Origin of the sequence: Myxococcus sp. XM-1-1-1 (genome assembly GCF_020037095.1) — a bacterium.
Classification (GTDB): domain Bacteria; phylum Myxococcota; class Myxococcia; order Myxococcales; family Myxococcaceae; genus Myxococcus; species Myxococcus fulvus.
On the sequence record NZ_JAIQDH010000004.1, the window covers coordinates 213,839 to 234,402 of the forward strand.

21 protein-coding genes are annotated in these 20,564 nt (G+C 68.6%); 14 read left to right on the forward strand and 7 right to left on the reverse strand.

What is annotated here, in order from left to right; translation table 11 throughout:
• Nucleotides 1-198 precede the first annotated feature (198 nt).
• Nucleotides 199-1,185 carry a polysaccharide lyase gene (locus K8640_RS11345; RefSeq protein ID WP_223747063.1) on the forward strand — a complete coding sequence of 329 codons (987 nt, stop codon included), beginning with the start codon at nt 199-201 and terminating at the stop codon, nt 1,183-1,185.
• A 43-nt stretch (nt 1,186-1,228) separates the two neighbouring features.
• Here K8640_RS11345 and K8640_RS11350 read toward each other — a convergent pair whose 3' ends face one another.
• On the reverse strand, nt 1,229-1,981 hold the full coding sequence (locus K8640_RS11350; RefSeq protein WP_223747064.1) for a hypothetical protein: 753 nt from the start codon (nt 1,979-1,981) through the stop codon (nt 1,229-1,231).
• A gap of 117 nt (nt 1,982-2,098) precedes the next feature.
• Here K8640_RS11350 and K8640_RS11355 point away from each other — a divergent pair, with 117 nt between their 5' ends.
• Nucleotides 2,099-2,557, forward strand: coding sequence for a MarR family winged helix-turn-helix transcriptional regulator (locus K8640_RS11355; protein ID WP_223747065.1), 459 nt, complete (start codon nt 2,099-2,101; stop codon nt 2,555-2,557).
• A 54-nt stretch (nt 2,558-2,611) separates the two neighbouring features.
• Nucleotides 2,612-3,841 carry a hypothetical protein gene (locus tag K8640_RS11360; protein WP_223747066.1) on the forward strand — a complete coding sequence of 410 codons (1,230 nt, stop codon included), beginning with the start codon at nt 2,612-2,614 and terminating at the stop codon, nt 3,839-3,841.
• A 60-nt stretch (nt 3,842-3,901) separates the two neighbouring features.
• On the opposite strand, the gene K8640_RS11365 is transcribed toward K8640_RS11360, so the two are convergent.
• Complete coding sequence (locus K8640_RS11365; RefSeq protein WP_223747067.1) at nt 3,902-4,846, reverse strand: haloalkane dehalogenase; 945 nt, start codon at nt 4,844-4,846, stop codon at nt 3,902-3,904.
• Nucleotides 4,847-4,912: 66 nt separating this feature from the next.
• On the opposite strand from K8640_RS11365, the gene K8640_RS11370 reads away from it, so the two are divergent.
• The 4 genes from K8640_RS11370 to K8640_RS11385 all read left to right on the forward strand — a co-directional run bounded on the left by K8640_RS11370 (nt 4,913) and on the right by K8640_RS11385 (nt 7,875).
• On the forward strand, nt 4,913-5,824 hold the full coding sequence (locus tag K8640_RS11370) for a LysR family transcriptional regulator (RefSeq protein ID WP_223747068.1): 912 nt from the start codon (nt 4,913-4,915) through the stop codon (nt 5,822-5,824).
• Nucleotides 5,825-5,993: 169 nt separating this feature from the next.
• On the forward strand, nt 5,994-6,260 hold the full coding sequence (locus K8640_RS11375) for a hypothetical protein (RefSeq protein WP_223747069.1): 267 nt from the start codon (nt 5,994-5,996) through the stop codon (nt 6,258-6,260).
• Between the two features lie 161 nt (nt 6,261-6,421).
• Nucleotides 6,422-7,012 carry a hypothetical protein gene (locus K8640_RS11380; RefSeq protein WP_223747070.1) on the forward strand — a complete coding sequence of 197 codons (591 nt, stop codon included), beginning with the start codon at nt 6,422-6,424 and terminating at the stop codon, nt 7,010-7,012.
• Nucleotides 7,013-7,173: 161 nt separating this feature from the next.
• Nucleotides 7,174-7,875 (forward strand): hypothetical protein, encoded by a 702-nt coding sequence (locus tag K8640_RS11385; protein WP_223747071.1) that lies wholly within the window; start codon nt 7,174-7,176, stop codon nt 7,873-7,875.
• A gap of 50 nt (nt 7,876-7,925) precedes the next feature.
• Here the strand turns inward: K8640_RS11385 and K8640_RS11390 are convergent, their stop codons facing one another.
• Both K8640_RS11390 and K8640_RS11395 read right to left on the reverse strand, forming a co-directional pair.
• Nucleotides 7,926-9,392, reverse strand: a complete 1,467-nt coding sequence (locus K8640_RS11390) for a hypothetical protein (protein WP_223747072.1) — start codon at nt 9,390-9,392, stop codon at nt 7,926-7,928.
• Between the two features lie 72 nt (nt 9,393-9,464).
• The gene (locus K8640_RS11395) at nt 9,465-10,262 is read right to left on the reverse strand and encodes a TetR/AcrR family transcriptional regulator (RefSeq protein WP_223747073.1); all 798 of its coding nucleotides are present in this window, start codon (nt 10,260-10,262) and stop codon (nt 9,465-9,467) included.
• 89 nt (nt 10,263-10,351) lie between these two features.
• On the opposite strand from K8640_RS11395, the gene K8640_RS11400 reads away from it, so the two are divergent.
• From K8640_RS11400 to K8640_RS11425, 6 genes are all read left to right on the forward strand, one after another.
• Nucleotides 10,352-10,756, forward strand: a complete 405-nt coding sequence (locus K8640_RS11400) for a VOC family protein (RefSeq protein WP_223747074.1) — start codon at nt 10,352-10,354, stop codon at nt 10,754-10,756.
• Nucleotides 10,757-10,809: 53 nt separating this feature from the next.
• Nucleotides 10,810-12,333, forward strand: coding sequence for a pyridoxal-dependent decarboxylase (locus tag K8640_RS11405; RefSeq protein WP_223747075.1), 1,524 nt, complete (start codon nt 10,810-10,812; stop codon nt 12,331-12,333).
• 375 nt (nt 12,334-12,708) lie between these two features.
• The gene (locus K8640_RS11410) at nt 12,709-14,184 is read left to right on the forward strand and encodes a serine hydrolase (RefSeq protein WP_223747076.1); all 1,476 of its coding nucleotides are present in this window, start codon (nt 12,709-12,711) and stop codon (nt 14,182-14,184) included.
• Nucleotides 14,185-14,244: 60 nt separating this feature from the next.
• The gene (locus tag K8640_RS11415) at nt 14,245-15,528 is read left to right on the forward strand and encodes a TIGR04013 family B12-binding domain/radical SAM domain-containing protein (RefSeq protein ID WP_223747077.1); all 1,284 of its coding nucleotides are present in this window, start codon (nt 14,245-14,247) and stop codon (nt 15,526-15,528) included.
• Nucleotides 15,529-15,585: 57 nt separating this feature from the next.
• On the forward strand, nt 15,586-15,921 hold the full coding sequence (locus K8640_RS11420; RefSeq protein ID WP_141325406.1) for a hypothetical protein: 336 nt from the start codon (nt 15,586-15,588) through the stop codon (nt 15,919-15,921).
• Between the two features lie 104 nt (nt 15,922-16,025).
• Nucleotides 16,026-16,277, forward strand: coding sequence for a hypothetical protein (locus K8640_RS11425; protein ID WP_223747078.1), 252 nt, complete (start codon nt 16,026-16,028; stop codon nt 16,275-16,277).
• A 9-nt stretch (nt 16,278-16,286) separates the two neighbouring features.
• On the opposite strand, the gene K8640_RS11430 is transcribed toward K8640_RS11425, so the two are convergent.
• The 3 genes from K8640_RS11430 to aceB all read right to left on the reverse strand — a co-directional run bounded on the left by K8640_RS11430 (nt 16,287) and on the right by aceB (nt 19,864).
• The gene (locus K8640_RS11430; protein WP_223747079.1) at nt 16,287-16,718 is read right to left on the reverse strand and encodes a hypothetical protein; all 432 of its coding nucleotides are present in this window, start codon (nt 16,716-16,718) and stop codon (nt 16,287-16,289) included.
• Nucleotides 16,719-16,911: 193 nt separating this feature from the next.
• Nucleotides 16,912-18,198: an isocitrate lyase gene (gene aceA / locus K8640_RS11435; protein WP_223747080.1), complete on the reverse strand. Its 1,287-nt coding sequence runs from the start codon at nt 18,196-18,198 to the stop codon at nt 16,912-16,914.
• Nucleotides 18,199-18,238: 40 nt separating this feature from the next.
• Nucleotides 18,239-19,864 (reverse strand): malate synthase A, encoded by a 1,626-nt coding sequence (gene aceB / locus K8640_RS11440; protein ID WP_223747081.1) that lies wholly within the window; start codon nt 19,862-19,864, stop codon nt 18,239-18,241.
• 270 nt (nt 19,865-20,134) lie between these two features.
• On the opposite strand from aceB, the gene K8640_RS11445 reads away from it, so the two are divergent.
• On the forward strand, nt 20,135-20,485 hold the full coding sequence (locus K8640_RS11445; protein WP_223747082.1) for a PspC domain-containing protein: 351 nt from the start codon (nt 20,135-20,137) through the stop codon (nt 20,483-20,485).
• Nucleotides 20,486-20,564 lie beyond the last annotated feature (79 nt).

Here is a 20,564-nt window from a genome sequence, read left to right on the forward strand (position 1 = left end):
AGGCGCTTCCACTCGCCGAAACATTTATCAGACATCCATCCCCCTGCCCGGATGCTCGCTCTGTTGTCAGGCAAGAGGGAAGAATTTGCCGGGGGAATGAAACACGGAATCGTTTCGGCTACGGTCTGTCGAAGGTTGGCTTTCAAACCTTCGCAAGGACATGTGCCATTGAGAGTCTTTGTCCCTGGATTGCTGGCGATGTTCCTGCTCCCTGGCCTGGCGTCGGGGGACATCCTCTGGCGCGGTGACTTCGAGACGGGCAACCGTTCGCAGTACACGCGCGAGCAGATGGTCAGCTCGGACCGTCTGTTGGTGGTGAGCAACCCCGTGGCCGAAGGGAAGTACGCGCTCAAGGTCACCGTGAAGCAGGGCGACGACCCCATCAACTCCAGTGGCAACCGCAACGAGCTGGTGTACCTGGGCAAGGAGAAGGAGGGCTCGGAGTACTACTACCGCTGGAAGGTGATGTTCGCGCCGGACTTCCCCAGCGTGGACACGTGGCAGCTCTTCACGCAGTGGCACCATGATGGCTGCTGCGGCTCGCCCCCGCTGGAGTTCTACGTGCGCGGCGAGGAGATGCGCATGGCGCTCAACTCCGACTCCACGATTCCGTGGCGCGGCAAGCTCGTGCGAGGCGTCTGGCACGAGTTCATCCTGCACGTGAAGTGGTCCGCGAAGGCGAGCACGGGCTTCGTGGAGCTGTGGCACAACAAGGAGAAGGTGCTCGCGAAGCGCGCCGCCGCGACGATGTACGCGGGGCAGAACAACTACCTGAAGCTGGGCCTGTACCGCAGCGATACCGTGAAGCCGGTGGGCGTGCTGTACCACGATGGTTTCATCCAGGCGACGACGCTCGCGGACGTGCTGCCCACGACGCCCACCCCCACGCCTGACGCGGGCACGCCCGTGGACGCGGGCACGCCCGTGGTGGACGCGGGGACGGCGGATGCCGGGACGCCCGAGGTGGACGCGGGGACGCCCGTCGCAGATGCGGGGACGCCCGTCGCGGATGCGGGCTCCCGGCCGGACGAGTCACCGGGCGGCGTGATTCCTCCCGGCGGTCTGTCCCCGAGCGAGGACGACGAGGAGGCCGTGGGCTGCAACAGCTCCGGCGGTCCGCTCGCGGGGATGGCGCTGTTGGGGTTGATGGGGCTCATCGGCGCGCGTCGGCGTCGGCGCTCCTGAGCCTGCGTGGAGGGCTCGGGAGCGGCGTTCCCGAGTCCCCCGCTCACAGCTCCTGGGCCTGCTCGCGCTTCTTCTCCAGGGCCTCCAGCTCGGTGGAGCGCTTGCCCAGGTGGGGCTCCAGGAAGCGGCTCACGTAGTCGAGCGTGAGCCTGCGGGTGTCGGGCTGCTGCCAGCCGGTGAGCTGGAGCTTCGTCTCCGTGTCCTTCCACGACTTCTCCACGACGTAGTCGGACTGCGCCGCGAGCGCCTCGACGCGGACCTTGTTCTCGTAGGCGAGGTCGTCCGCGGTGGTGCGGGAGCGTCGGGTGCCTTCACCCAGGCTGCGGTTGTAGGACTCCGCGCTGCGCACGCGCGCCTCCGCCTCCTCGGCCGTGTCCCGCCGCGAGGTGGGCTCGCCGTACTTCATGGACAAGAGCTCCGAGAGCGCGTCGAAGTCCTCGCGCAGGGGCGCGCCGGTGTCGAAGCGCAGCGACACGACGGCCAGCTTGTTCAGCGTGAACTGGAAGTCCACCGTCGCCGGGCGGTCCGTGACGCGCAGGGCGACGCGCAGGTCACCTTCGGACGACGTCGTCCGAGCCTCGGGGTAGAGCGCGCGGACCTCGTCGGGAGACATGCCCCACCGGGTCTCCTGGAACCCGCTCTTGCCTCGGTGGTTCGCCAGCTCCTCGGCGGCGAAGGCGCTGTTGGACTCGCGGATGGACTCCCGGCGCTCGAGCAGCGCTTGCTGTCGGGCGGAGCTTCCACAGGCGGCGGCCAGCAGGCACAGGGGGAGAAGTCCGGCGAGGGGGCGAAGCATCTCAGGCTCCTGGGGGCGGGGATTCAGCTCCCTGGACGACCGGAGGCTCCGGAAATTCACGCGAACCGGGGTGGCGGCGCTTTTGACAGGGCACTGTCAATCAGCCAGCCTGTGGGCATGGCGAAATACACGACGGCCGGGTCGACCTTCACGGACCTGGTGCTCGAAATCTTCCAGAACAACGGCCTCTTGCTGGCGGCGGGGGACCGGTTGGCGGCGCCGTCGGGGCTGACGAGCGCGCGGTGGCAGGTGTTGGGGGTGGTGGACCACGAGCCCGCGCCGGTGGCGAACGTGGCGCGGTCCATCGGATTGACGCGGCAGAGCGTGCAGCAGACGGCGGACGCGCTGGAGGCGGAGGGGTTCATCGAGTACGAGGAGAACCCGCACCACCGTCGGGCCAAGTTGATGCGATTGACGCCGAAGGGGCGCGAGCGGCTGCGCGAGGTGGAGGCCCGGCAGCTCGCGTGGGCCAACAAGCTGGGCGGCAAGCTGACCGCGGCGTCCTTGAAGACGGTGGTGGGCACGCTGCGCGAGGTGCGCGAGGCGCTGGAGCAGGACGCGTCCACGAACGCGTGAGTGGGGATGCGCACGCAGCGTGAATAGGGCGTGTCGGCGTGCGTCATCAGGCGCATGCACGACATCTTGCGCCGCACGGTGCTCACCGCACTGTTGGCCACGTCCGCGACGGCGTGGGCCGAATCATCTCAGTCCCCCGACGTCACGGTCTCCCCGGTGCCGTTGATTGCCCTGGCTCCTGGCCGGGTTGTCTACGCCGACTCGCAGGGCTCGCGGAATCTCGCCGAGTGCGAGTACGTGGAGGAGCGCAAGTGGCTGGCGGGACCCGAGAAGGGGACGCGGTTCCAGGAGAAGGAGCCGTGCTCGCTCTGGTTCCTGGCGGTGCATCCGTCCACGGGACGTTGGGCGATGTCGCTCTCCGTGGGCGGGGACGAGGGGCACGAGCGCCTGGTGAGCGTGACGCTCGCGGGGCGGAAGCTCGAGGTGCCCCGGAGCAAGTCGGGGCGCGCGAAGCAGGGCTCCTTCCTCGTGATGGGGGACCTGAACGGGGTCGTGGGGGTGACGCCCGGCGTTGCTTCGCAGTGGACCGAGAACAACGTCCACCACTCGCAGATGCCGATGATGTTCACGGAGGATGGCGCTCGGGTGCTCGTCACCAATGGAACGGTGACGACCACGGATTGGTGGAGCTGGAGCTTCGGTCCGAAGCCCGAGGGCATTCGCGTGTTGCCGGTGCACCAGACGGACAAGGCGGGCAATGAGGTGCTGCCAGGCGAGTCGCGCACGGTGCTGCGTCATGACAAGGGGGGTGTCCGCATCGCCACGATGGACCCCACTGGGACGAAGCCGTGGAAGGTGGGGCCGCCGCTGAAGCTGAGGCGCAAGGGGATGCTGTCGCCCATGGTGATAGGGGACACGATGGTCTTCTATCGCGAGGGGACGCAGGACGAGGGCGGCAACTGCGAGGGCGCGGACTCGGCCACCTATCGGCGCCTGGACCTGCGCACCGGTCAGGAGCGGGTCTGGAAGACCCATGACACCTACTGCAGCAGCTACGAGCTCACGGCGGGGAGCCCGCGGCGCAAGTCGGTGTTCTTCATCGAGAGCAACTACTACGAGCGGAAGCTCTCCCAGTTGTACGAGTACTCGGTCGAGCGGGACGAGGTCCGGGTGACGAAGGCCGAGGGCTTCGAGGGCGCGCACGACATCAGCGAGGATGGGCGGACGCTGCTGCTCTTCGACCCGGGACGCTCGGTCGCCGTGTTCGATGCGGATACGGATGAGTACGTGTGGCTCAAGGGCTTTGGGCGAATCACCGACGCGGGGCTGTTGGACCTGCGCTGAGGGTCGTCAGGGCTCGCTCTTGGCGGAAGTCGAGCAGGCCCTGGTCGGTTCGCGGTGAGCCTACCAGCCCTGGTGGTCGAGCCAGCTTCGGAGTGCCTTGGTGATGTCCTCGGGCACGTCCTCCGGCGCGTGGTGGCCCGCCGGGCCGAGGGGGACGATTTCGAGGCGAGGGAACTGGGTGCGGGCCCACTCGATGGTCTTGGGCGCGCTGAGGCTGCCGCCATCGAACGTCAACAGGAGCGCGGGCTTCCCGGTGGGCTGGGCGAGCCAGGCGTCGTAGCGCTCGATGACGGCGGCGACATCGGCGGGGCTGCCGTCGATGGGAATCTCCCGGGGCCACTGGAGCATGGGGCGCCGTGACGCGGCGTCGGGGTAGGGCGCGTAGTAGGCCGCCCGGGCGCTGTCGTTGAGGCCCGTCTTGACGCCGTTGCTGAGCGAGCGCTCCAGGAACTCGTTCTGCTCGAGCACCATCTGCTCGCCGACGCCGGGTGTGCGCAGTGCGCGGAACAGCTTCTCTCCCTGGGGCGGCCATTCGCTCCAGTGCATGGGGCGCAGGAAGGTCTCGAAGACGACGACGCCGCGCACGCGGTCCGGGTGCCGAGCGGCCCAGTCGAGGGCGAGCACGCCGCCCCAGTCGTAGCCGACGAGCACGACGTCGCGCAGACCGAGCGCGTCGAACCAGGCGTCGAGGTATCGCGCATGGTCGGCGTACCGGTAGGCGATGTCGGGCTTTCCGGAGCTCCCCATGCCGATGAGGTCGGGTGCGAGGCATCGACCCTTGTCCGCGAGCCGGGGCGTCACGTTGCGCCAGACGTACGAGGAGGTGGGGTTGCCGTGGAGGAACACGATGGGTGAGCCGGTGCCCTCCTCACGGTAGGAGAGGAAGGAGTCGAGGACGGGGAGTTGGTGGGTGGTGGGCATGGGCGTGGGGTGGGGGATGACGGGTGCGGATGCGTGGCACGCGATGAGCGCGCCGGTGGCGAGCCAGCCGAGCAGTCTGTGCATGCCCCAATATGTGCCCGGAGCGTCCTCGCTGGCCGTGATGGTTCGTGAGCAGTAACCTCACGGAAAATGAGCATTCAAATCGGGGCCATCGACCTCAACCTGCTCCTGGTGCTCCACACCGTGCTCGTCGAGCGCAGCGTGGTCCGAGCGTCGGAGCGGCTCCACGTCACGCCGTCGGCCATCAGCAACAGCCTGGCGCGGCTGCGTGCGCTGCTCGGAGACCCGCTGGTGACGCGCAAGGGGCGGGGAATCGTCCCGACGCCCAGGGCGCTCGCGTTGGCGCCGGCGATTGGTCGCGGGCTGCGGGAGATGGAGCTGGCGCTCCATGAGGTTCCGTTCGAGCCGGGGCGCTGCACGCAGACCTTCACGTTGGCGGTCGCGGATGCGGGGCAGCTGACGTGGGTGCCGCGCATCGCGGCGCTGATGCGTCGGGAGATGCCGGATGCGCGGCTCTCCGTGGTGGGCATCGACTCGCTCGTGTCGCTGGGGGATTTGGGGTCGGGGCAGGTGGACCTGCACCTGGGGCTCGCGGGGAAGGGGACGGGGCTGCACCTCGAACCGTTGCTGACGGAGCGCACGCTGCTGGTGGCGCGCCGAGGGCATCCGGTGCTGGGCAAAAGGCTGTCCGTGCGGGCGCTGGGTGGGCTCCAGCATGTCCGGGTGGAGATGGTGCCGGGGAAGAGCTTTCGTGACGCGGTGGGGGCGGCGTACGCGCGGGCGGGGATTGCTCGGGAGGTGGTGATGGCGGTGCCGTCGTTCACGGCGGCGGCGGCGGTGGTCGCCACGACGGACCTGGTCGCGACGTTGCCGGAGTCACTGGTCAGCGAGAAGGGGGCGAGGTTCGCGGTGCAGGCGGTCGATGCGCCGATTCCTCCGCACACGGTGCGAATCTCGATGTGCTGGCACGAGCGCACCCACGTGGACCCGGCGGCCCGCTACTTCCGCGAGCTGGTGCGGCGCGGTGTCCTGGCGTCCTGAAGTGGTCCGGGCCGACCCTTCGGCGTGTCTTCGGCGGGCATGATAGAGAATGGGGATGGAGTCGTTGGCGGCGACGTGTCCTCTTCATCCCGAGCGCCTCGCGGACGGGGCATGCAGTCGATGTGGCACCTTCGTGTGTGAGGGCTGCCGCAGGTGGCAGGTGGGGAGGATGCTGTGCCTTCGCTGCCACAAGGTGGCGCTGGGGGAGAAGCCATCCAGGAGGGCGACGCTCGCGGTCGTCTTCGCCACGTTGGGGTTCTGCGGATTCGTCCCGGGGCTCGTCGGACTGGTGCTGGGCTACCAGGAGCTGGCGGCCATCCGCGCGGGCACGTCGCCCGGGTCGGGCGAGGGCTGGGCGGTGCTGGCGCGCAATGTGGGGTGGTTCCATCTGGTGGTGCTGGTTGTCATTGGCGTCGGGTTGATGCTCCAGGTTTGAGGGATTCTGTCGGGTTGCGTGTACGCTTCGCGGTCAGGCCGATGGACTCCCTGGAGTCCGAGGGTCGACGTCTTCTGACGCATCAAGTGGGGGCATGAATGGCTACGAGGAAGTTTGCTCTGGAGGCAGGTGGTCCTCTGCGTCTCGAGTTTGTGTGGGGGATGTTCTGGAGGAACTTCACGGTGGTCCTCGACGGCCAGGTCGTGGGGACGTCTGAAGGCGGAGCCTCCGCGCTGAAGAAGGGGGTGCGGTTCACGCTGCCGGACCGGACCGTGCTGGACGTGCAGCTCCAGTCCGGCGTGCTCAGCGCGGAGCTGGCGGTGAAGCGCAATGGACTCCCGTTGCCCGGGTCGTCGACGGACCCCGAGCAGCAGATCAAGACCGCGGCCTACATGCTGTATGTCCTGGCGGGCCTGAACACGCTGCTGGGCGTCATCGGCATGCTGACGGCGAGCGAGGAGATGGAGGCGCTCGGGCTGGGCATCGGCTCCATCGTCTTCGGCGCGCTGGTGGCCGTGTTCGGCTTCTTCACCTATCGGGCCACGAGGTTCGGGCCCATCCTCGCGGTCCTGCTGTACATCGGCGACACCGTCGTGACGTTGATGGATTCGATTGATGCCGGTGGCAAGCCGAACATCTTCGGGTTCGTCGTCCGCGTGTACATCATCGTCACGCTGGTCAAGGCCGCGCAGGCGGCGGGTGAGCTGAAGCGGCGGGAGCAGGAGAACGCCGGCGTGTCACTCCAGCCCTGAGGCTGGATACGTCAGATGTGGGTTGGCTCGTCCCATGCGGGCCATTGTGCACGGCGCAATGGCCCGGTCTCGAGCATCGGAGCGGATGGGGTCGTTGCCACCCTCTGTTGTCGCTCTTCGAAACGAGCCATGCTCTTTCAGCCTTTGGGTTGGAGGGGACCATGGCGATACCCGTGCTGAAAGTGCTGCAGTTGGTTGATGGCAAGGGGCTGCGAACCCTGGCTGCGTTACGGAAGGTGAGTGACCGTCGCGCCGACGCGGAGCTGAGGCAGGCTCTGGCGACGGCCTACAAAGATTCGCTCCAGCAGCTGATTCTCGACCTTGATCGCGAGGCGCTCTATCGGCTGTTGCGTCGCCCATTCCGGTGGAAGGACCGTCGCTACTTCTCGCCGGATATTGGCAGCTATACGCAGGCCCAGATGGTGGCCTTCGCTCGTACGATCTTCATTCAAGGCGAAATCCCCCCAGAGTTCGGAAAAGAGTCCATGAACTCCGAGCTCAATCTGGACGAGCACTTCGTTCGTCCCGTGACGAAGGCGGGCGCCGCACTCAAGACAGCGGCGTCGAAGGGGATGGAATCCGACGAAGAGGTGGGGCACACGGTGGTCGCGCCATCCGTGGGTTATCTCATCGGGCTCTCGCACGACTGGAGCCGGCCTCGCATTGTCAGCGCTGTTCTGCGCGGGCTCGGAATGGAGGTGCCGGAGCGCTTGCGAACCTCCCGTTTCCAGGAGGCCGTGCGCAAGTTGGTGGACCTGGGCATCGAGATGTCCGATGCGGATTCCGGCAAGGTCCTGACCCACAAGGACCCCTCGCCTGGAGTCGATGGAAAGGTGCGGCTGCGCAAGATTGCGCGGCCTTAAGGCTCCAGGCGCGAGTCGTCGGATGCACGTGACGACTCGCGCCGTGGGACTCAGCGCTGTCCCGACTCGAGGCCCGGGCGGTCGTCGAAGAGCTGGACCCAACGGCCGTCGAAGCCGCCGTTCGCGGGCAGGTACCAGGCCCCTGGCAACCAGAAGCCCTGCTCCACGCCGTCCGTCGAGTCCGTGAAGCCCGCGTGCACGAAGTAGTCGTGCTGCCACCAGAACGAGGACGGCGACGTCGTGTAGCCGCTCGCGCTCGCCCGCGTCTGGCCCCGTGAGTCCACCGCCGTGCTCGCGTAGGCGTTGTCGTGGAAGGCGTTGGAGCCGCCCCCTCCGAAGTCGGAGGCGCTGTCGTTCATCTCGTACGTCCCGACGAACCACTTCTTCGCGATGTACCCCTCGCGGTCATCGTCGTTCTCCACGTCCCGCGTCTTGGGGAAGAAGCGCTGCATGCCCGCGCTCACCTCCGTGGCGCCGCCCTCGTTCACCAGCGCGCTCTCCAGGTAGAAGTCGATGGGCCCTGTGTCCAACCAGTGCGTCGCGTAGCCGCCGTGCTGCCAGTGCGTGGGCAGGATGTCCGCCAGGTCCTGGAGCTCATACGTGACGCGCTTCACGTTGGGCCAGGTGATGGTCTTCCCGTTGTCGTAGCGGCTCGCCAGCGCGTCCGCCGTCGCGTACGTGAGCGCCCGCGCTCCGAACGCCGCCACCGCGTCCGCCGAGCCCTCCGGCACGAAGGCGTAGTGCACGTTCTTCCGCCCGCCATCGTTGTTCACCCCCGCCTCCGCCTTGCCCGCGCTCGCCATCCTCCCCGCGAAGAACGCATACGGGTCCGTCACGAAGCGCAGCTCCTGCCCATGCGCCGCCGCGAGCTTGTCCGACCACTCCGCCTGCCAGATGAGCAGGTGCTTGCCCGTGGCCGTCTGCATGAAGTTCAGGTCCACGTGTCCCGCGCGGCGCACCACGTTGCGCTTGTGCTGCGTCACCACCGCGTACGCCACGGACTCGCCACTGCCCGGTGCGCCCACCGCGTTCGTCACCAGCATCTCCACCCGCTCCCAGTCGTGGAGCTGGTAGTCCCCGGCCGCGTTCTTATCGAGCGCGTGATACACGTGGTAGATGAGCTTCAGGTTCTTGCTCCCATCCATGAACTCGATGAGCGACGTGTAGAGCGTCGGACGGATGCGCCAGGCGTCATACGCGCTCGGCCCCGCCCGCGAGGCGTCCACGTACTGGGGGATGCGCTTCCAGTTCAGCTTGTTGTTGGAGAAGTTCCCGTCCCGGTCGAAGTCGAAGCTCGTCACCCAGTCATAGCCGTGCCGTCCGTCGTCCCCGTTGCCCCGCTTGAGCAGCACGGGCGCGTAGTACTGGAGGAACGCCTGCCGCTGCTCCGTGGTCAGTGTCCACGCCTGCGCGTAGGCGCTCGTGGGCCAGCTCAGCGCCGCGAAGGTCAGGGCCAGCACGCCGTACAGGCCAAGCCGTGAGTACCGGGGAGCACGTCTCGTGATGTCTGGGGTCATGCCCCCAGCAAACCACGGCCTTCCCTCTCAAGATGAGCAAAGCGAGAATAAGTCACTTTCTCGAAAGGGCGCTCATCGGGGTGTGCGAGGAGGGGACCTTCGTGGCTGTCTGGCCTGGATGAGCGCGCCCAGCCCATCGAGGACGCGCTGGAGGCCGAAGCCGAAGGCATGGTCCGGACTGTAGGCGGCCCCGTGGGCTGCTCCCGCCGCGGCCCCCACACGTGAGGCCAGGGGATAGCGGGCCGGGTCCATGACGCGGGCCAGCAGCGGCTCGTTCGCCTTCCACCAGGCCTCCTCGGTCTTCGCCGTCTCGACGGAGGCCGCGCGTGCTCGGCTCGTGCTCCTCGCGGAGGATTCGACGAAGCCCAGCACGAAGGTCAGCGCCGCATCCATCTCGACATCGTCCAGGCCGAGCCCTTCCAGCGCGCCGAGCTCGTGCTCGTACTTCGCCATCAACCCAGGGCCCAGGGGCGGGCGACTGGTGGCGATGTCGCTCATCCAGGGGTGCCGCTCGTACAGCGCATGGTTGTCGCGGGCCACCGCCTCGAGCCGGGCGCGCCAGCCCGTGTCCTCGGGCGCGCGACGCGGCATGTCCGCGTAGAGCTGGTCGAGCATCAGGTCCACCAGCTCCGCCTTGCCCGGGACATACGTGTAGAGCGTCATCGGGCCCACCGAGAGCCGCTCGGCCAGCTTGCGCATGGTCAGCGCTTCCAGGCCCTCCAGGTCCGCCAGCTCCACCGCCGAGGCGATGATGCCGTCGACGCTCAGCGTCGGCTTGGGCCCCCGCTGCCCCGCCGAGGGGACGTCCTTCCTCCAGAGCAGCTCCAGCGTCCGGGCGGGGTCCCCCGCGCCGCTGCGATGTGTCGCCATGCGCTCTCCAGTGCCAGAGCCCGCCTTGACTGGCTACTCCGTACATTGTACGTAGATTCTCGTCCACATCGAGCCGGAGGCCTGTCCGCATGCGCATCACCGCATCCGCCATCTCGCTGAATGTCGAAGATGTGTCCGCGTCCGCGGCGTTCATGAAGCGCCACTTCGGGTTCACGGAGGACATGTCCGCGGACGGGTTCGTGTCCCTGTCGCGCAAGGACGCGGGGTTCAACCTCATCTTCCTGCGCACGGGGCTCGAGTCGCTCAAGCCCGAGTCGCTCAAGCACCGCAAGGCGGAGGGCATCCTCGTCGCGTTCGTCGTCGACGACATCGACGCCGAGTACCGACGGCTGCAGGACGAGGGCGTCCGAATCCTCACGCCCATCGAGACCGAGCCCTGGGGCGAGCGCTTCTTCCAGGTCGCGGATGACAATGGCGTCATCCTCCAGCTGGTCCAATGGATGCACCCGCCTCCGGAAGGCGTGGTGAGTTGAGGCCGCGCGGCGACCTGCTTGAAGCGACCCGAGGCTCGTGCGAGGTGTCGGCCATGCGCGACGAATCGAACCGTGGTGATGGCGGCGTGCCCCATCTGAGCCCCGAGGAGTTTCGTGAGCTGGGCCACCGGCTGGTGGACTGGGTCGCCGACTATCAGCAGCGGCTGGAGTCCTTCCCCGTGCGCTCGCAGGTGGCGCCGGGGGAGGTCGCCTCGAAGCTGCCCCTGCGTCCTCCGGAGGAGGGGCTCGACGGGGTGAAGGGCTGGGATGCGGTCCTCAAGGATTTGGAGGACGTCATCCTGCCGGGCGTGACGCATTGGCAGTCGCCGTCGTTCTTCGCGTACTTCCCCGCGAATGCCTCGGGGCCGGCGGTGCTCGGGGAGCTGTTGTCGGCGGGCCTGGGGGTGCAGGGCATGCTCTGGTCCACCAGCCCCGCGGCGACGGAGCTGGAGACGCGCGTGGTGGACTGGCTCGTGGACCTGCTGGGCTTGCCCGAGGACTTCCGCTCCACCTCCGCGCGAGGTGGTGGTGTCATCCAGGGCACCGCGAGCGAGGCCACGCTCGTGGCCATGGTGGCGGCCCGGGAGCGCGTGCGTCGTTACGGCGCCCCCGCGAACTCCGAGTGGGTGGCCTACGCCTCCACCCAGGCCCACTCGTCCGTGCTCAAGGCCGCCATGCTGTGCGGCGTGGCGCATGGCGCGGAGGACACGACGCATGTGCGGCTCATCGAGACGAACGACCGCTATGGGATGCGGGCCGAGCTGCTGGAGCGCGCCATCCTGGAGGACCTCGGCGCGGGGCGCGTGCCCTTCTTCGTCTGCGCCACCGTGGGCAGCACGTCGTCCGGCGCGGTGGACCCGGTCCGAGCCATCGGTGAGGTGATGGCTCGCACGCCGGTGCGCTCCACCGGTGGTTGGCTGCACATCGACGCGGCGTGGGCGGGCTCGGCGCTGGTGTGTCCCGAGCACCGGGGGTTGCTCGACAGCATGAACCGGGTGGACTCGTTCGCCTTCAACCCGCACAAGTGGCTGCTCACCAACTTCGACTGCAATGCCTTCTTCACGCGCGACCGGAAGGCGCTGCTCGAAGCGCTCAGCGTGACGCCGGAGTACCTGCGCAACGCCGCGAGCGCGAGTGGCGCGGTCATCGACTACCGCGACTGGCAGGTGCCACTGGGTCGCCGCTTCCGTGCGCTCAAGCTGTGGTTCGTGCTGCGTCACTACGGCGCGAAGGGGCTGCGCGCGCACATCCGTGAGCATGTGCGCCTGGCGCAGTGCTTCGAGTCCTGGGTGAAGGAGGATTCGCGCTTCGAGCTGGTCGTGCCCCGCTCGCTGTCGCTGGTGTGCTTCCGCTTGAAGCCGCTTCCGGGTGAGGCAGTGAAGGACACGGATGCGAGGAACCGCGAGCTGCTGGAGCGCGTGAATGCCTCCGGCAAGGTGTTCCTCACGCACACGGTGTTGCCCTCGGTGGAAGGAGCGTCCGCACGGTACGTGTTGCGGATGGCCATCGGCGCGGCGACGACGGAGGAGCGACATGTGCGTGCCGCCTGGGAGTTGCTCGTCGCCTCTGTCCGCTGACACCGCGTGCGAGGGAATACACGCGCGAAGGGCGTGCCCTTCGGCCGACGGCGCGCCCGCGCGAACGCAGATGAGGCTGGAGGGCTCTTCTCCCGTCCGCTGACACCGCGTCCGTGTGGCACGTGGGCTTCCACGTGCGCCTTTACATGGCGAAATGAAATGAGTCTCGGTGGCGGGCGTTCACACCCGGCCTGCGTCATGGGCCCTGCCGTGCACCACACCCCTACCCGGAGTCATCTCTTGTCGCGACGCGTCCTGTTCCTGCCGCTCTGCGCGCTTTTGGCCTGTGCTCACGCCTCTCCCGCGGATACAGCTTCGCGCGCTCCTTCCCAGACCCTCAGCTCCGGGCGGATTGCGCCTGAGGCCACGAGCGCCATGACCCGCTCCTGGATGGCCCAGCGTGAGGGAGACCTGCCCAAGGCCCAGGACGAGCTCCGTCGCGCGTGGGACGCGGGGCACCATGCTCCCGAGCTGGCTCGGGTCGCGGCGAACGTGGCCGCGGAGGCGAAGGACACAGCGGCCGCCTTCACCTGGCTGGAGCGCGCCCTGGACGTGGGCTACGCCGACCCGGGTGGACTGCTCCACGCCAAGGCCCTGGCTCCCGTGCGCGAGCTGCCGGGCTACGACGCCCTGGTGGAGCGCGCGCGGAAGAACGCTCGCGAGGCTCGCAGCACCTGGGGCGTGGGCTCCGGACTGGAGAAGACCACCCCGAGCGAGGCCGGCCTGTCCGAGCCCGCGCTCGCCGCGCTGCTGAAGGCCGCCGAGGACTCAGGCTCCGCGGGCCTCGTGCTGCTGCGCCACGGCAAGCTCGTGGGCGAGTGGTACTTCGGCGGTGACACGCACCGCATCGAGGCCATGTCCGCCACCAAGGGCATGGTGGCGCTGGCCATCGGCCTGCTCATCGACGAGGGGAAGATTCCCTCCCTGGACACGCCCGTGTCCGCCTTCTTCCCCGAGTGGAAGGACGGCCTCAAGGGACAGGTGACGGTGCGACACCTGCTCAACCACACCTCGGGACTGGCCGCGAACAGGGGGACCCTGGACATCTACGCGTCGAACGACTTCGTGCGCTACGCGCTCGACTCGGAGGTGACGGACACGCCGGGCAGCAAGCACGCGTACAACAACAAGGCCACGAACCTGGTGGCCGGCATCGTCGAGCGCGCGTCGGGCGAGAAGATGGATGTGTACCTGGCTCGACGGCTGTTCGCGCCACTCGGCATCCGAGACTTCCGCTGGGACACGGACCCGTCGGGCAATCCCGTGGGCATGGCGGGCCTGCAGCTCCACCCGTTGGACTTCGCCAAGGTGGGGCAGATGCTCCTCCAGGGCGGGATGTGGCAGGGCCAACGCATCCTGAGCACGGAGTGGATTCACGCGATGGGCGGCGCACCCTCGCAGCCGCACATGCCCACGGGCGGCCTCCTGTGGTGGCTCCTCTACGAGGATGGGATGAGCGTCACGCTGGGCTCGGACATGCTGGAGCAGGCGCTCCGCAATGGCTTCCCCGAGGCGTCGCTCGCGCCGCTGCGGGAGATCGCGGACCGGCCTCTGCCCCAGAAGGACTTCTACCCGGCGTTCATGGCGAAGCTGGGCGGAGACTCGAACCGGGTCCGGGACTTCATGATGAAGTCGGCGCCCTACAACCTGAAGCAGGCGGTGGAAGGGGCGCCGAGCGGCTTCGCGGCGGTGGGCCAGGGCGGAAACCGGGTGCTCGTCCTGCCCAGGTATGACCTCGTGGCAGTGCGCATGTCGGACCCCGATGAGCGCGTCTCCGACGAGGTCCTCGAGTTCACCGCGTTCGCCGAACTGGTGCTCCGCCTGGTCCGCCCCGAGCCCACCGCCCGCTGACCCACCTGCTCGCACCGGGGCCCTCGCGTCCGGGGCCGTGTGGCATCATGCCGTCCGCTCATGGTGCCGCACCGTTCCGTCTCGCTCGTCCTCAGCTATCAGTACCCAGGCAAGTACGCCTTCACCGTGCTGGCGGGCGCCGTCGAGTCGGACCCGGCGCTCGCGGACGTGAAGCTGTTCTTTCCCCGCGACCGCGAGACGCTGCTCGCCACGCTCAAGGAGCGCCATGACGCAGGCGACACCGTGGTCGCCGCGTGGTCCTTCTACTCGGCCAGCTTCGCGGCCTCCGCGGAGGAGCTGGCCTGGGTGCGCGAGCGGCTGGAGGGGCGCTTTGTCCTCTGCATCGCCGGCGGCGTGCACGCGACGGCCGAGCCGCTGCAGACACTCCAGGCCGGCTTCGACCTCATCGCCATCGGCGAGGGCGAGCACTCCCTGCGCGAGCTGCTCGGCCGCGTCCAGCGCGGGGAGGAGCCCCGGGACACGCACGGCGTGGCCCACCTGAAGGACGGCAAGCTGGTGCAGCACGGGCGAGGGGAGGGCGTGAAGCTGGATGACTTCCCGCCGTTCGCCGCGCGCAACGCGATGTTCGGTGCCATCGAAATCACGCGCGGCTGCATCTACGCGTGCCGCTTCTGCCAGACGCCCTTCATGAGCAAGGCGCGCTTCCGCCACCGCTCCGTGGCCAATGTGGCGCACTGGGCGCGCGAGCTGCGCCGCTCGGGCCGCCGCGACATCCGCTTCATCACGCCGACGTCCATGTCCTACGGCACCGGCGACGAGACGATGAACCTGGCCGCGGTGGAGGAGCTGCTCGCGGCGGTGCGCGAGGCCATGGCCCCCGACGGGCGCATCTACTACGGCACCTTCCCCTCGGAGGTCCGCCCCGAGCACGTCACGCCCGAGGCGCTCGCCGTCCTCAAGCGCTACGTCCACAACGACAACCTCATCATCGGCGGCCAGTCCGGCTCCGAGCGCATCCTCCAGAGCACCCGCCGGGGCCACGACGTGGAGACGGTGGTGCGGGCCACCCGGCTCGCGGTGGAGGGCGGCTTCGTGCCCAACGTGGACTTCATCCTCGGGCTTCCGGGCGAAGAGGCCGACGACGTCGCCGCCACCGTCGCCCTCATGGAGCGACTGGCGGAGCTGGGCGCGCGTGTGCACGGCCACACCTTCATGCCGCTGCCCGGAACGCCTTTTCGAGATGCGCCCCCAGGACGCGTGGACGCCGAGACGCAGACGAAGCTGGACCGGCTCGCGTCCCAGGGGCGGCTGTACGGCCACTGGAAGCAGCAGGTCGCCCTCGCGGAGGGCATCGCCCAGCGTCGCCGGCCCCGAGCGGGCTAGCGTCCCCCGTCACTTCGTCGGGCCCCCCGGCGGCGAGGCGCTTAGGATGGGAGCGCGATGTCCTCCGACGAGACTCCCTACTGGCTGCTCATCTCCGTCCTCTTCAGCTCCCAGCCGCTGACGCCCTCGCTCGCCATGACGCTGCACCAGACGGCGTACGAGCTGCACGAGCGGGGTGAAGGGGTGAAGGAGGTCGCCGGCGACATGCTCAGCGGCAAGGTGCACAACCTACGCAAGAACGTCGCCCTGGGTGGCATCGCGGGCCCCGCCTTCGAGGCGGAGATCGAGACCGAGCGCGGCTCCGGCGTGGTGCGCTTCATCCTCACGCGCCAGGGACTGGAGATGATGCGTCAGCAGCCCGCGACGCCGCCCCGTCCGAAGTACCTCAACTGAGGCCACGGGCTCCCGGTCGCCTGCTCCCTGTGCTGCGTGCGGTGCCCGGTGTCTCCATCTTCGAGGCACGGGCTCACCTCAGCACCCTCGAAGGAGCGACAGCCATGGACCCGAAGGACTATCTCAAGAAGCCGCTCGGCATCCCCCTGGACCCCGCGAAGCAGAAGGACCCGGAGGAGGATGGAGACCACGTGCCCGCGGAGGGCCGCGCCGAGTTCCTCAATGACGTGACGGAGCAGGACGGCGGCCAGCGCACCGACGTGGGGCCACCGTATGACGGCTCGGGAGACTTGCAGCAGGGCCAGCGCGCCGAGTACCTCCAGCGCGCCGAGCGCAAGGAACCGAAGAAGGACTGACTCGCGACGCTACTCGCGGTCCAGCGACACCTTGTTGCGATTGCCCATGTGGAAGATGGAGTTGTTCAGCGTCGCCGCGGACAGCTCGGCCAGCTCCATCATCACCTTCTGCTCCTCGGCCTCCTTGGAGCCCGCGGCGGCGGTGGGCGACTGCGCCTTGCCCTGCCCGGAGGCGCCGTCCTGGATGGGAGGACGGCCCACGGCGGCGAGGTAGGAGTTCATGATGCCGCTGTGCGGCGCGCTGCCCACCGAGTTGAGCGCCGACTGCACCACCAGCCCGCCGGTGGACATCAGCGGATCACCCGGCCGGTTCGCGGGGGACATCGCCGCGCGCTGGTTCTGCTGGATGAGCGAGCCGAACCCGACGTTCGCCGACTGCACGCCGGCCTGGGGACGGGGGACCTGGACCTGGGGACCCGTGAACGAGTTGATGCGGCTCATGGCTGGCTCCGTGGCGGTCCGAGGGCGCAATTGGCGCGGATCTCGGAGGTCTGCCCACATTATCGGGCAACCCCGGGAGAAGTTGCGTCCGGGGGCCTGACGCCTGCTCGAAGGGCGGAAAAACGACCAGAGGCCGCGGGGTTAGGACCCCACGGCCTCCGGTGTCAGGCGTCTTCAGGCGCCGCCAGGGCGATTAGAACTGGTGGGCCTCGGTGGACTCGTGGAGCGCCAGGGTGCTGGCGGAGCCGCCGGAGATGACCTCGGCGACCTGGTCGAAGTAGCCGGTGCCGACCTCGCGCTGGTGACGCGTGGCGGTGTAGCCGTCCTTCTCGGAGCCGAACTCGCCCTGCTGGAACTCGCTGTAGGCCGCCATGCCGCGGTCCTTGTACTTGCGCGCCAGCTCGTACATCGAGTGGTTCAGCGCGTGGAAGCCGGCCAGGGTGACGAACTGGAACTTGTAGCCCATGGCGCCCAGCTCGCGCTGGAACTTGGCGATGGTGGCGTCGTCCAGGTTCTTCTTCCAGTTGAAGGACGGCGAGCAGTTGTACGCGAGCAGCTTGTTGGGGAACTTCTCGCGGATGGACTCGGCGAACTTCTTGGCCTGGGCGAGGTCCGGGGTGCTGGTCTCGCACCAGACGAGGTCCGCGTACGGCGCGTAGGCCAGGCCGCGGGCGATGGCGCAGTCGAGGCCGCCGTTGATGCGGTAGAAGCCCTCGGAGGTGCGGCCGTTCTTGCGGTCGATGAAGGCGTGGTCGTACTCGTCCGCGTCGGACATGAGCAGCTTGGCGCTGTCCGCGTCCGTGCGAGCGACGAGCAGCGTGGGCACGCCCATCACGTCGGCGGCGAGGCGAGCGGCGGTGAGGGTGCGGATGAAGTGGCTGGTGGGCACCAGCACCTTGCCGCCCATGTGGCCGCACTTCTTCTCGCTGGCCAGCTGGTCCTCGAAGTGGACGCCCGCGGCGCCGGCTTCGATCATGCCCTTCATCAGCTCATAGGCGTTGAGCGGGCCGCCGAAGCCGGCCTCGGCGTCCGCCATGATGGGCGCGAACCAGTAGCGGTCGCTCTTGCCCTCGGCGTGGTCGATCTGGTCCGCGCGGCGCAGGGCGTTGTTGATCTTCCGCACCACGGTGGGGACGGAGTCGACCGGGTAGAGGCTCTGGTCCGGGTACATCTGCCCGGCTGAGTTGGCGTCGGCGGCGACCTGCCAGCCGGAGAGGTAGATGGCCTTGAGGCCCGCGCGGACCATCTGCACGGCCTGGTTGCCGGTGAGGGCGCCGAGCGCGTTGATGTAGTCCTCGGTGTGGAGCAGCTCCCACAGCCGCTTCGCGCCGACCTCGGCCAGCGTGTAGCTGATGGGCAGCGTGCCGCGCAGCTTCAGGACGTCCTTGTCGGTGTAGTTGCGCTTGATGCCCTCGAAGCGGCGGGCGTGGAGCTTGGCGTGAGGGGAGGCGTCCGGGGTGGTCGTGGTGGCGTCGTACATCGCAGGCTCCTCGGTGAGGCGTTGAAGGGTTGGAAAGGGTTCAGCGGTTGGCGTCGAGCGCCGCGTAGGCGGGCAGGGTGAGGAAGTCCTCGAAGGCGGGCGCGGTGGACAGGCGCTCGAAGAGCTCGCGGGCGCGGGTGACGTGCTCGCGGCCGTACTTCTCGTGGACGCCCTCCTTCTCGAGGTGGGCCATCTCCTCGGAGAGCAGCGTCTGGAACAGCTCGGGCGTGACCTTGCGGCCGTCGTCGAGCGAGGCGCCGTGGTGCAGCCACTGCCACACCTGGGCGCGGGAGATTTCGGCGGTGGCCGCGTCCTCCATGAGGTTGTAGAGGGGCACGCAGCCCAGGCCGCCGAGCCACGCGGCGGTGTACTGGATGCCCACGCGCAGGTTGTGGCGCAGGCCCTCCTCGGTGCGGGTGCCGGAGGGGACCTTGAGCAGGTCGGCCTCGGTGACGCGCACGTCCTCGCGCTTGTTGGCGAGCTGGTTGGGCCCCTTCATGTTCGCGTCGAAGATGTCGCGGGCGATGGAGACCAGGCCCGGGTGGGCGACCCACGTGCCGTCGTGGCCGTTCTTCACCTCGCGCAGCTTGTCGGCGCGGACCTTCTCCAGGACGGCCTCGTTGGCGGCGGCGTCCCCCTTGATGGGGATGAAGGCCGCCATGCCGCCCATGGCGTGCACGCCGCGGCGGTGGCAGGTCTGGATGAGCAGCTGCGAGTAGGCGTTGAGGAACGCCTTGTCCATGGTGACCTGGCCGCGGTCGGGCAGCACGACGCTGGTGTCGGACTGGAGCGTCTTGATGAAGCTGAAGATGTAGTCCCAGCGGCCGCAGTTGAGGCCGGCGGAGTGCTCGCGCAGTTCGTACAGGATTTCGTCCATCTCGAAGGCCGCGGGGAGCGTCTCGATGAGGACGGTGGCCTTGATGGTGCCGCGGGGGATGCCGAGCGTGTCCTGGGCCATGAGGAACACGTCGTTCCAGAGGCGGGCCTCCAGGTGGCTCTGCATCTTGGGCAGGTAGAAGTAGGGGCCGGTGCCGCGGGCGAGCTGCTCGCGGACGTTGTGGAAGAAGAAGAGGCCGAAGTCGAAGAGGGAGCCGGAGATGGGCTTGCCGTCGATTTCGACGTGGCGCTCGGGCAGGTGCCAGCCGCGAGGGCGCACGAAGAGGACGGCGGGCTTGTCGACCAGGGCGTAGTGCTTGCCGTTGTCGCCGGTGAAGGAGATGGAGCGGCGCACGGCGTCGCGCAGGTTGACTTGCCCGCGCACGACGTTGTCCCAGGTGGGGCTGTTGGCGTCCTCGAAGTCCGCCATGAAGACGTTGGCCCCCGAGTTGAGGGCGTTGATGATCATCTTCCGGTCCACCGGGCCGGTGATTTCCACGCGGCGGTCCTGGAGGTCCGGAGGCAGCGGGGCGACCGTCCACTGGGCGTCCCGGACGGACTTCGTCTCCGGGAGGAAGTGGGGGCGCTCACCCTTGCGCCAGGCGGCCTGGACCTGCTTGCGGCGCTCCAGGAGGCCCTCGCGGCGCTCCCCGAAGGCGCGCACCAGCTTCGCCACGAAGTCCAGGGCGGCCGGGGTGAGCACCTCGGCGTAGTCGGGGTGCCACGGCCCCTTCACCTCTACGCCAGCGCTGAAGGCCGGGCTCTTCGAAGAGGGGACTTCCGTGGGCATCTCGGCTCCTTGGCTTGGTGCGTTGTAAATCTACGGCAACGGGTCGGAAAATGAATCTTCCGAGGGCGAAATGGAAGTGCGCGTCAATTTCTGCCTGCTTGCCTGTAATGCTGTCAACAGCCGGCGGATTAAATCTGTAAATCAACAGACGTGACGCGGGGTTGCGAGCAGGGGGGCGCCGGGTGCCGGGGACGCAATCAGCGACGGCGAGGTGCGTAGGTAGGGTCGAGGGTGCTCGCCGCCAAGGGGTCCCCTCACGGGAGACACGTCATGGACGCGATGAAGCGGTGCTCGGGGTGCGCGGAGGAGATTCGGATGGAGGCCTCGCGCTGCGCCCGGTGTGGAATCCGGGTGGAGCGGCTGCACCGCGGCGTCGAGGGCCGCGCCGTGGCCGGCGTCTGCGCGATGCTCGCTCGCGAGCTGGGAATCGACGTGGCCCTGGTGCGCGTGGCCGTCGTCGTGGCCACCTTGTTCTCCGGCGGCACGCTTCCGCTCGTCTACGTCCTGCTCTGGGCGTTCACCCCGACCTCCGCGTTGGGGCGGGCTCCCCTGCAGCGCACGCTGAACTGGTTGTCGCGCTTCGGGGAGTCGGAGACGCCTCGCTTGGAGCGGCGGGTCTAGGCACACGGCCAGGGGGCACGGCTCGCGGGCCCCTCGGCTCGCCGTGGGTCCCCCCGCCAGCGGGCGGGGCCCCCCACGC

Bases quoted from the DNA above. Each gene is read 5' to 3' on its own strand.
- K8640_RS11345 (WP_223747063.1), top strand. From the start codon at position 199: ATGTTCCTGCTCCCTGGCCTGGCGTCGGGGGACATCCTCTGGCGCGGT.
- K8640_RS11350 (WP_223747064.1), bottom strand. From the start codon at position 1,981: ATGCTTCGCCCCCTCGCCGGACTTCTCCCCCTGTGCCTGCTGGCCGCC.
- K8640_RS11355 (WP_223747065.1), top strand. From the start codon at position 2,099: ATGGCGAAATACACGACGGCCGGGTCGACCTTCACGGACCTGGTGCTC.
- K8640_RS11360 (WP_223747066.1), top strand. From the start codon at position 2,612: ATGCACGACATCTTGCGCCGCACGGTGCTCACCGCACTGTTGGCCACG.
- K8640_RS11365 (WP_223747067.1), bottom strand. From the start codon at position 4,846: ATGCACAGACTGCTCGGCTGGCTCGCCACCGGCGCGCTCATCGCGTGC.
- K8640_RS11370 (WP_223747068.1), top strand. From the start codon at position 4,913: ATGAGCATTCAAATCGGGGCCATCGACCTCAACCTGCTCCTGGTGCTC.
- K8640_RS11375 (WP_223747069.1), top strand. From the start codon at position 5,994: ATGCTGTGCCTTCGCTGCCACAAGGTGGCGCTGGGGGAGAAGCCATCC.
- K8640_RS11380 (WP_223747070.1), top strand. From the start codon at position 6,422: ATGTTCTGGAGGAACTTCACGGTGGTCCTCGACGGCCAGGTCGTGGGG.
- K8640_RS11385 (WP_223747071.1), top strand. From the start codon at position 7,174: ATGGCGATACCCGTGCTGAAAGTGCTGCAGTTGGTTGATGGCAAGGGG.
- K8640_RS11390 (WP_223747072.1), bottom strand. From the start codon at position 9,392: ATGACCCCAGACATCACGAGACGTGCTCCCCGGTACTCACGGCTTGGC.
- K8640_RS11395 (WP_223747073.1), bottom strand. From the start codon at position 10,262: ATGGCGACACATCGCAGCGGCGCGGGGGACCCCGCCCGGACGCTGGAG.
- K8640_RS11400 (WP_223747074.1), top strand. From the start codon at position 10,352: ATGCGCATCACCGCATCCGCCATCTCGCTGAATGTCGAAGATGTGTCC.
- K8640_RS11405 (WP_223747075.1), top strand. From the start codon at position 10,810: ATGCGCGACGAATCGAACCGTGGTGATGGCGGCGTGCCCCATCTGAGC.
- K8640_RS11410 (WP_223747076.1), top strand. From the start codon at position 12,709: ATGACCCGCTCCTGGATGGCCCAGCGTGAGGGAGACCTGCCCAAGGCC.
- K8640_RS11415 (WP_223747077.1), top strand. From the start codon at position 14,245: ATGGTGCCGCACCGTTCCGTCTCGCTCGTCCTCAGCTATCAGTACCCA.
- K8640_RS11420 (WP_141325406.1), top strand. From the start codon at position 15,586: ATGTCCTCCGACGAGACTCCCTACTGGCTGCTCATCTCCGTCCTCTTC.
- K8640_RS11425 (WP_223747078.1), top strand. From the start codon at position 16,026: ATGGACCCGAAGGACTATCTCAAGAAGCCGCTCGGCATCCCCCTGGAC.
- K8640_RS11430 (WP_223747079.1), bottom strand. From the start codon at position 16,718: ATGAGCCGCATCAACTCGTTCACGGGTCCCCAGGTCCAGGTCCCCCGT.
- aceA (WP_223747080.1), bottom strand. From the start codon at position 18,198: ATGTACGACGCCACCACGACCACCCCGGACGCCTCCCCTCACGCCAAG.
- aceB (WP_223747081.1), bottom strand. From the start codon at position 19,864: ATGCCCACGGAAGTCCCCTCTTCGAAGAGCCCGGCCTTCAGCGCTGGC.
- K8640_RS11445 (WP_223747082.1), top strand. From the start codon at position 20,135: ATGGACGCGATGAAGCGGTGCTCGGGGTGCGCGGAGGAGATTCGGATG.